Here is an 8,956-nt window from a genome sequence, read left to right as displayed (position 1 = left end):
CCCCGACCGGGGTTCGACAACTGGCGACAGCCAGTTGGACAGACTGAGAGCGCAGCGAACAGTCTGCCCGCAGGGCGAGCGAAGCGAGTCAATCCCCCCCTCACCGCCATATTTAAAGAAGAGCTCGCATGAAAATGCGGGCTTTTTTTTCGCATATTGCACGCCTGTGGGGGGGATGAGAACCCCCGACCGGGGTTCGACAACTGGCGCAGCCAGTTGGACAGACTGAGAGCGCAGCGAACAGGCTGCCCGCAGGGCGAGCGAAGCGAGTCAATCCCCCCCTCACCGCCATACTTTAAGAAGAGCTCGTACGAAAGTACGGGCTTTTTTTTCGCATATTGCACGCCTGTGGGGGGATGAGAACCCCCGACCGGGGTTCGACAACTGGCGCAGCCAGTTGGACAGACTGCGAGCGCAGCGAACAGGCTGCCCGCAGGGCGAGCAAAGCGAGTCAATCCCCCCGGTGCGAACTCAGCCGCCTCACTTATAAAAAAGCCCGTGCGTTGGCACGGGCTTTTTTATTTTAATCCTCAGCTATTCAACTTCCCTGCCGGCTGCTTTCCTTCAGGAGATGCAACCTGCCCAGGCTGAGCACCCCCCTCATCCCTGCGCTCCCCCAGCCAGTAATCCGCATTTTTGATCCCAAGCCGAACCGGATCAAACTGCGGATCAAGCCCCTGCGCGTTCTGGGTCTCGTAATCCTTCAGGCTGGCAAAGGCTTTTTTATGCAGGAGGACAATGGCAATAATGTTGAGCCATGCCATCAGCCCTACCCCGATATCCCCTAATCCCCATGCCAGATCCGCGGTGCGGATTGTGCCATATACCGTGGACGCCATCAGACATAATTTAAGCAGGAATGTCAGCCACGGGCGGTGAATTTTACGGTTAATGTAGGCGATATTGGTTTCGGCGATATAGTAATAGGCAATGATGGTGGTGAAGGCAAAGAAGAACAGCGCGATAGCGACAAAGTAATTGCCAAAGCCCGGCATCATACTTTCCATCGCCGTCTGCACATAGCCGGGACCTGCCGCGACGCCCGAAATACCGGTATAAAGCGCAGCGCCGTCAACGCCCTGGACATTATACAGCCCGGTGATCAGCAGCATAAATCCGGTCGCGGAGCAGACAAACAGCGTATCGATATAAACGGAAAATGCCTGAACCAGCCCCTGCTTCACCGGATGGCTCACTGCCGCCGCCGATGATGCATGCGGTCCGGTACCCTGCGCGGCCTCGTTGGAATACACGCCGCGCTTAACGCCCCACATGATAGCCTGGCCCAGGATTGCACCAAAGCCCGCTTCGAGGCCAAAAGCACTTTTCCAGATCAGCAGAATAACGGAAGGCAGTTTTTCAATATTGATGGCGATAATAACGCAGGCAACAATAATATAGCCGAGCGCCATAAACGGAACCACCATGCTGCTAAAGCTGGCGATCCTTTTCACGCCGCCGAAAATAATGAAGCTTAACAGTACAGCCAGCAATGCTGCCGTGACGTTTGGGTTAAGGCCGAAGGCAATATCCAGGCTGGCGGCAATGGAGTTTGCCTGAACGCCCGGCAGTAATAATCCGCAGGAGAAAATGGTGACGATAGCAAATAACCATGCGTACCACTTTACCCCCAGCCCTTTCTCAATATAAAAGGCGGGGCCACCACGGTATTCACCGTTAATTTTTTCTTTATATACCTGCCCTAACGTGGACTCTACGAATGCAGAGCTGGCGCCCAAAAACGCCACTACCCACATCCAGAAAAGCGCGCCCGGCCCACCAAAGGTAATGGCGGTGGCCACACCGGCGATGTTCCCGGTACCCACGCGCCCCGCCAGCGTCATCGTCAGCGCCTGAAACGACGATACGCCGGCATCGGTAGCCCCACCCTGAAACATAAGGGTAATCATATGTTTTATATGGCGTAACTGCAGAAAACGACTACGCAGTGAAAAATAGAGGCCAACACCCAGACATAAAAAAATTAACGCCGGGCTCCAGATAACACCGTTAATTGCACTAACCAGTTCGTTCATGTATGACCCTCAGCGTGATGTGCCAGGGAAAATGCTTCCCTGGTGTATTTCTTCTTAGAATTGTGTTTGAACAAGTACGAAACATAGATAATTAACCAGAATACACCAACTTAATTTTTACGCCTTAGCAAGGTTATGTGACAATATTCACGTTTAAATTTAGCGCAACAATTAGCACGATCATTATATTCACAGATATTTTGTGGGTATTATAAATACATATCACACTTCTGCGATTTTTATAAAACCGACCACCGCAAAATAATACGTAAACCCCGCCCCGTTCGACAGGAAATTAATATGAGCTAAGCAGAGAATTATATTATAAAGGGAATAAGCGAAGCTTCCCGGCATTATGCCGGGAAGGAATGGCTTAGTAAGTGGAATGATGAAGCTTTGCCTTAATCGGAATAAACTTCCAGCGTGCGCTGACACAGCGCCGAGCGGACGCAGTCCTCTTTGGTAAAGCGAACAACGCCTATCATTTCATCTTCCTCAAAACGTGACATGGCATCGCTGAGGCCGGACTTAACGCCCGACGGCAGGTCACACTGGGTAATATCGCCATTGACGATAACCGTCACGTTCTCCCCGAGGCGCGTTAAAAACATCTTCATTTGCGCAGCGGTCACGTTCTGAGCCTCGTCAAGAATAACGACCGCATTTTCAAATGTACGTCCGCGCATATAGGCGAACGGCGCGATTTCCACCTTGCCAATCTCTGGCCGCAGGCAGTACTGCATAAAGGAAGCGCCCAGCCGCTTCACCAGCACGTCATAGACGGGCCTGAAGTACGGGGCAAACTTCTCCGAAATGTCGCCGGGCAGGAAGCCAAGATCTTCATCAGCCTGCAGTACCGGACGGGTCACGATGATCCGTTCCACGTCCTTATGAATCAGCGCCTCCGCCGCTTTGGCTGCGCTGATCCACGTTTTCCCGCATCCGGCTTCCCCGGTTGCAAAGATGAGCTGTTTACTCTCGATAGCATTCAGGTAGTGCGCCTGAGCTTCATTTCGCGCCACAATTGGCGATGCATCGCGGCTATCCCGCGCCATGCCAATGGATTCTACGCCGCTCATCTGCACAAGCGAGGTGACCGATTCTTCTTCACGTTGCTTATGGCTACGTGAATCCCGTCTCAGCACACGTTTTGCTTCACGACGAGCTTTGATCACTGCTTTTTGTCTTCCCATGGATAGCACCTTGAGTTGTTGGTATTCATCACACGCGCCAGCGTCGGCACGATTATGCGCACGAACATCAGAGGGTTGGCTTCCTTGTAAGCCATTGCTTGCATTACCGGATGACGATACAGAACGGCTACGCGCACCGCTATGCACGTCGGTAGAAACAGGTTTTTGAGGTGAAGGGGAGATTGTAGTGGTGAGGAAATCGCTGCCGGAGTCTGAGCCTCCGCGCCGGGTGCTGCGGTTGATGTGTTTACCTTGTCCAGTACAGGACGCAACCATTCGCGATCTCCATAGTGAGTAACATCACTGCCGGGAACTACCGCTGTCTTATCTTAAGTACATCAGGCTTTATCATAAATGCAACATTTATTTTACCTGAATGCAACTTTTCAGACTGTCCCTACATGGAAAATCAGTCTCATATAGAAATATTACAGAAATATAACAATAAGATAGTCTATGGAAAAAATAATGTCCCTGCGAACGGTCGCAGGGACGATTATCAGGCTTCAATCAGCCCTTGTGCGAGATACGCGTTCCCGTCGCGCGGGCCAGGCAGGGCAAAGAAATAGCCGCCACCGATGGGCTTAATATACTCCTCCAGCGCTTCGCCGTTCAGCCGCTTCTGTACGGTGAGAAACCCTTTCTCGAGATCGTGCTGATAGCAGACAAACAACAGCCCCATATCAAGCTGCCCGGAGTTGGTCACCCCCAGCGAATAGCTGTAGCCCCTGCGCATCATCAGGCTGGACTGCGTCTCTCTGGTGCGTGGATTGGCGAGGCGAATATGGCTGTCCAGCGCGATGACATCGCCATCCGGATCGCGGGCATAGTCTGGCTCATCGTGCTCACTCTTCATGCCCAGCGGTGCGCCGGTCTGCTTGTCGCGGCCAAAGATAGTCTGCTGCTCCTTTAGCGGCGTGCGGTCCCAGAACTCCACGTGGAACTGAATGATACGGACAGCCTGATAGCTGCCGCCCACCGCCCAGGCCGGTTCGCCCTGGTCCGCCGTAACCCACACCACGCTGTCCATCAGCGCGCCATTGCTGCTGTCCGGGTTAGCGGTGCCGTCCCTGAAGCCCAGCAGGTTGACCGGCGTCTCTTTGCCTTTGCTGCGCGCCGCGTGGTCAGAGATAAACCCTTCCCGCTTCCAGCGCACGCTCAGCAGATCCGGAGCGTGCTTGATGATATCGCGCAGGGCGTGGATCACCGTGTCCTGGGTGTTGGCGCAGATCTGCAACAGCAGATCGCCGTGGCACAGCGCCGCGTCAAGGGAATCATTCGGGAAACGCGTCATTTTTTGCAGCGCTTTCGGCTTCTGCTTCGCCAGCCCGTAACGGTCATCAAACAGCGATGCCCCTACCGAGACGGTGATGGTCAGGCTATCGGGCGCAATAAACGCGCCGAGAATACCGGAATCCATCGGCGGCAGGCGCGGATTGGGCGTTTCCGGCGCCGGGCCGCCCGCGGTAAGAAAGGCGATGCGCGCGGTCAGCAGCCTGAACAGGCGCTCAAGGTCGGCCCTATCGCTCGCCAGGGAATCAAACGCCACCAGCATCATGGAAGCCTGCTGCGGCGTCAGGATCCCCGCCTGGTGCTCGCCGTAAAACGGCTGCGTTTCCATACGCGCATCCGGCGACAGCGTGCCCGGCGCGCTTTGCGGTTTGGCCGCATGCGCCACGGGACAGCCCCCCGTCAGGGCAAGCGCGCCGCCCAGCGCCCCAGCCCCTTTCAGTAAACGACGGCGGGAAGGCTCCGCTACGTCGTACTCGTCATGCTTGTTCATCGCGCTTAGTCCAGACCCAGCACGCCACGCAGCAGGGAGAGATCTTCCGCCAGCGTGGTAATCGGGCCTTTCAGCGCGTTACGATCGGCATCGGTCAGCTTATCGTACGTTACAAACCCGTCTCTGGTGCGGTATTTCGCCAGGATAGCGTCCACTTTTTTGAAGTTGGCATCCACCTTCGCCAGCAGCTCGCCGTTCTCTTTTTGCAGCTGAGGACGCAGCAGGTCGACAATTTTCTGCGCGCCGTCAACGTTCGCCTGGAAATCCCACAGGTCGGTGTGGCTGTAGCGATCTTCTTCCCCGCTGATTTTGCTCGCGGCGACTTCTTCTATCAGTCCCGCCGCGCCGCCAACCACCTTCGACGGCGGGAAGGCCAGCTCGCTGATGCGTTTTTGCAGCTCCAGCACGTCGGTGTTCAGCTGTTCGGCGTATTTCTCCATCCCTTTGGTGGAGTTATCGCCAAACAGGGCTTTTTCCAGACGGTGGAAGCCGGTGAATTTCGGGTCGGCGGCCTTCTGCTCGTAGTCGTCTTCACGGGCATCGATGCTGCCGTCAAGGTCAGAGAACAGCTCGGCAATCGGCTCAATGCGCTCGTAGTGCTGTCGGGTTGGCGCATACAGGGATTTTGCTTTGTCGATATCCCCCGCCTTCACCGCATCGGTAAAGGCCTTGGTGCCCGCCGCCAGATCCGCCGTCTCTTTGGTGACGTAGGCTTTATAGGCGGTAATGGCGTCGCCCAGGCTAAGTAAGGCCGTGCCTTTGGCGGCGTCTGCCGTCGCTGCACCTTTGACAATCAGCTTGCCCTTAGGGTTAGTCAGCAGGCCGCAGGTCATCTCGTACTCACCCGGCTGCAGGCTGGCGGTCATCTTCTGGCTGAAGCCCGGCGCGATATTCTCGCGCTCTTCCACCACCATCACGCCCTTCAGGATCTCCCACTCCAGCGCCTTCTGGCTGTGGTTCTGAATAATAAACTGGGTTTTGCCGCTGTTAACCGTGATGGTCATCGGTTCGCACTGCTTATCGGTTACGGTCACTTTAACCTGTGGAATATCCGCAGCCTGCGCCGCGAATGCGGACGCAATCAGCGCCGCCACACCAGCCCGTAACGTACTACGACGAAATTGAATTGCCATGGTCCTTCCCTTTTAAAGTATGTTGTAACTAACCGAGACGCGTCAGGATGCAGTACGCGACGCCTGAGCGCCCGGGCGTGCTGGTATGAAAAACAGCACCAGCGCCGGAATGAGGTAGATAAAGTACATCGCCACTTCGCTGACGCTCGGCGTTTCCTGATAGCCGAAGATGCCTTCGAGCAGGGTGCCGGTCAGTGAATGGGTGGAGAGGACGTTGCTGAGATCGAACGCCACGTCCTGGAAGTGGTTCCACAGCCCCGCCTCGTGGAAGGCGCGGATCGCGCCTGCCGCCAGCCCGGCGGCTACCAGCAGGATAAACAGGCTGGTCCACCTGAAGAACGCGCCGAGGTTCAGGCGAATGCCGCCCCAGTAAAGCAGGAAGCCCAGCATCACGGCGGCGGCAAGCCCCAGCACGGCGCCCAGCGGCGGCCAGATGCCAACGTCCTGCTGGAACGCCGCCAGCAGAAAGAACACGGACTCCAGGCCTTCACGCGCAACGGCAAAAAAGACCATCAGAATCAGCGCCCAGCCGTGGTTGCCGCTTTTTTGCAGCGCGTTATCCACCGCCTGCTCCAGCTGAACCTTCACGTTGCGCGAGACTTTGCGCATCCAGAACACCATCCAGGTGAGGATGAACACCGCAATTACCGCGACGATGCCCTCAAACAGCTCCTGCTCTTTCTGGGGAAACTCGCCGGTAGTTTCGTTGATGAGGATCCCGAGCCCCAGGCAGAGCGCCGCGGCGAGGAAAACGCCAGCCCACATCGCGCCAATCCAGCGTCCACGCTGAGTACGCTTCAGGTAACTGGCGATAAGGCTGACGATCAGGGCCGCTTCAAGCCCTTCACGTAACATAATGAGAAAAGGAACAAACATGCAGACACCTTTAAATGTTTATCTCGGTCAACTCATGCAAAGAAAAGTAAATTCTTGTGATAGTGATTATCATTACGCAAACAAGAAAAACAAGCGAAATGTAGGGCGTTTTGATGACCAGATGTAAACGCATTGCCGGGTAATCATTCGCAGGAAAACCGTTTTGTTCAGAAGATATAACAAAAATGTTCGTTTACGGTTAACCGCCGCTATGGCTAAATGTCCGCCTCGAAAACCAACTGAAAATAAACCATGTTTAAGATTGTCCATTTCCTGCTGGCGCTGGTGATTATTCTTGCGCTTGCCTGGCTGGTGAGTTTCGACCGCCGAAAAATTCGCATCCGCTTTGTTTTACAGCTGATCGTCATTGAAATCGCGCTGGCATTCTTTTTTCTGCACGCGGAAAGCGGTCTGTTCATTATTAAATACGTCTCCGGCTTCTTTGAATCGCTGCTGAAATTCGCTGCCGAAGGGACTAATTTTGTCTTTGGCGGGATGGGCGATAAAGGGCTGGCGTTCATTTTCCTTGGCGTGCTCTGCCCCATTATTTTTATCTCGGCCCTGATTGGTATTCTTCAGCACTGGCGCATTCTGCCGATCTTTATTCGGATCATCGGGACGCTGCTGTCAAAACTTAACGGCATGGGCAAGCTGGAGTCGTTTAATGCGGTGAGCTCGCTTATCCTCGGCCAGTCGGAAAACTTCATTGCCTACAAGGGCGTGCTGGGCGATCTCTCCTCTCGCCGCCTCTTTACCATGGCGGCAACGGCGATGTCGACGGTCTCCCTGTCGATCGTCGGCGCCTATATGACCATGCTCGACGCCAAATTTGTCGTCGCGGCGCTGATACTGAATATGTTCAGCACCTTTATTATTCTCTCGGTTATTAACCCGGCGCGCCCGGAAGCCGAGCCGGATATCAAACTGGAAAAGCTGCATGAGTCCCAGAGCTTCTTCGAAATGCTGGGCGAGTATATTCTGGCAGGCTTTAAGGTGGCGATGATTATTCTGGCGATGCTGATTGGCTTTATCGCCCTTATCAGCGCCGTTAACGCCCTCTTCTCCAGCGTATTCGGCATGAGCTTCCAGCAGATTCTGGGCTACGTATTCTATCCGCTGGCGTGGCTGGTCGGTATTCCGCTGAGCGATGCCTTAAGCGCGGGCAGTATTATGGCAACCAAGCTGGTGGCGAATGAATTTGTGGCGATGATTGAGCTGCAAAAAATTGCCCATCAGATGTCGCCGCGCGGGCTGGGTATTTTGTCGGTGTTCCTGGTGTCGTTTGCTAACTTCGCCTCTATCGGCATTGTTGCCGGGGCCATTAAGGGGCTGAACGAGCAGCAGGGCAACGTGGTCTCGCGGTTTGGTTTACGCCTGGTGTACGGCGCGACGCTGGTGAGCCTGCTGTCGGCGAGCTTTGCGGGGCTGGTGCTGTAAGCGAAAACGGCGGCTGAGGCCGCCGTTTTTGATTCAGAACTGCACGCACGCCGGCAAATCGACCCGCATTACCGACTCCTGCGCGAAGCGGGATTTATAGATCCCGCGCAGCGCTTCAATATTCGTCTCGCTCTGGGCATCTTTTGCGTGGATCAGCATCAGCGCCTTGCTCGGCTCGCGGGCCACCTTCCCGTCGTTCCCCAGCCACTGCCCGCGCGCGTCCATCACCGTTAAGCCGTCGCGAAAGCGCGGCGTCACGTCCCGGTCAACGAACTGCTGCCACTCGCTGGCGGTGATTTGCGCCCCGGCCGGGCGATTTAGCCCGAAATAGAGCGTGGTCTGCTGCATCTGGTTTTCCGCCTTGCAGGTTTCAGCTGGCGCGCGCTGCGAGGGTGCATTACAGCCCGCCAGCGTCACTAATGCTGCCACCATTAACCCTGTTTTAATCATCATTTATCATCTCGCACTGGTGAGCGGTCTATCCCCTCTCCCCTGTGG

At 55.3% G+C, this 8,956-nt stretch carries 8 protein-coding genes and 1 other RNA gene; 3 read left to right on the top strand and 6 right to left on the bottom strand.

The genetic code is table 11. The features are described from left to right. Nucleotides 1-154 precede the first annotated feature (154 nt). Nucleotides 155-291, top strand: a non-coding RNA gene (locus OWK27_RS16065) — RtT sRNA. Nucleotides 292-530: 239 nt separating this feature from the next. Here the strand turns inward: OWK27_RS16065 and OWK27_RS16060 are convergent. The 5 genes from OWK27_RS16060 to efeU all read right to left on the bottom strand — a co-directional run bounded on the left by OWK27_RS16060 (nt 531) and on the right by efeU (nt 7,021). After that, a complete protein-coding gene (locus tag OWK27_RS16060; protein ID WP_242174553.1) occupies nt 531-2,036 on the bottom strand; it encodes an alanine/glycine:cation symporter family protein in 1,506 nt (501 codons plus the stop codon). A gap of 401 nt (nt 2,037-2,437) precedes the next feature. Next, entirely contained in the window at nt 2,438-3,229 is a 792-nt protein-coding gene (gene phoH / locus OWK27_RS16055) for a phosphate starvation-inducible protein PhoH (protein ID WP_017384762.1), read from the bottom strand. A gap of 499 nt (nt 3,230-3,728) precedes the next feature. Continuing rightward, nucleotides 3,729-5,012: an iron uptake transporter deferrochelatase/peroxidase subunit gene (gene efeB / locus OWK27_RS16050; RefSeq protein ID WP_267590761.1), complete on the bottom strand. Its 1,284-nt coding sequence runs from the start codon at nt 5,010-5,012 to the stop codon at nt 3,729-3,731. 5 nt (nt 5,013-5,017) lie between these two features. Further along, nucleotides 5,018-6,145 (bottom strand): iron uptake system protein EfeO, encoded by a 1,128-nt coding sequence (gene efeO / locus OWK27_RS16045; protein WP_267590760.1) that lies wholly within the window; start codon nt 6,143-6,145, stop codon nt 5,018-5,020. 42 nt (nt 6,146-6,187) lie between these two features. Further along, nucleotides 6,188-7,021, bottom strand: a complete 834-nt coding sequence (gene efeU / locus OWK27_RS16040; RefSeq protein ID WP_267590759.1) for an iron uptake transporter permease EfeU — start codon at nt 7,019-7,021, stop codon at nt 6,188-6,190. On the opposite strand from efeU, the gene OWK27_RS16035 reads away from it, so the two are divergent. Together OWK27_RS16035 and OWK27_RS16030 are read left to right on the top strand one after the other, a co-directional pair. Then, a complete protein-coding gene (locus tag OWK27_RS16035) occupies nt 7,020-7,148 on the top strand; it encodes a hypothetical protein (RefSeq protein WP_256122491.1) in 129 nt (42 codons plus the stop codon). The genes efeU and OWK27_RS16035 overlap by 2 nt on opposite strands. 125 nt (nt 7,149-7,273) lie before the next feature. Further along, entirely contained in the window at nt 7,274-8,458 is a 1,185-nt protein-coding gene (locus OWK27_RS16030; RefSeq protein WP_148421803.1) for a NupC/NupG family nucleoside CNT transporter, read from the top strand. Nucleotides 8,459-8,491: 33 nt separating this feature from the next. On the opposite strand, the gene OWK27_RS16025 is transcribed toward OWK27_RS16030, so the two are convergent. Then, nucleotides 8,492-8,911: a DUF3574 domain-containing protein gene (locus OWK27_RS16025; protein ID WP_267590758.1), complete on the bottom strand. Its 420-nt coding sequence runs from the start codon at nt 8,909-8,911 to the stop codon at nt 8,492-8,494. Between the last annotated feature and the right edge of the window lie 45 nt (nt 8,912-8,956).

The organism is Enterobacter cloacae complex sp. 2022EL-00788 (assembly GCF_026627565.1).
GTDB lineage: Bacteria > Pseudomonadota > Gammaproteobacteria > Enterobacterales > Enterobacteriaceae > Enterobacter > Enterobacter pasteurii.
The sequence above is the reverse complement of the archived record's forward strand: the minus strand, read 5'-3'. Positions and strand labels throughout refer to the sequence as shown.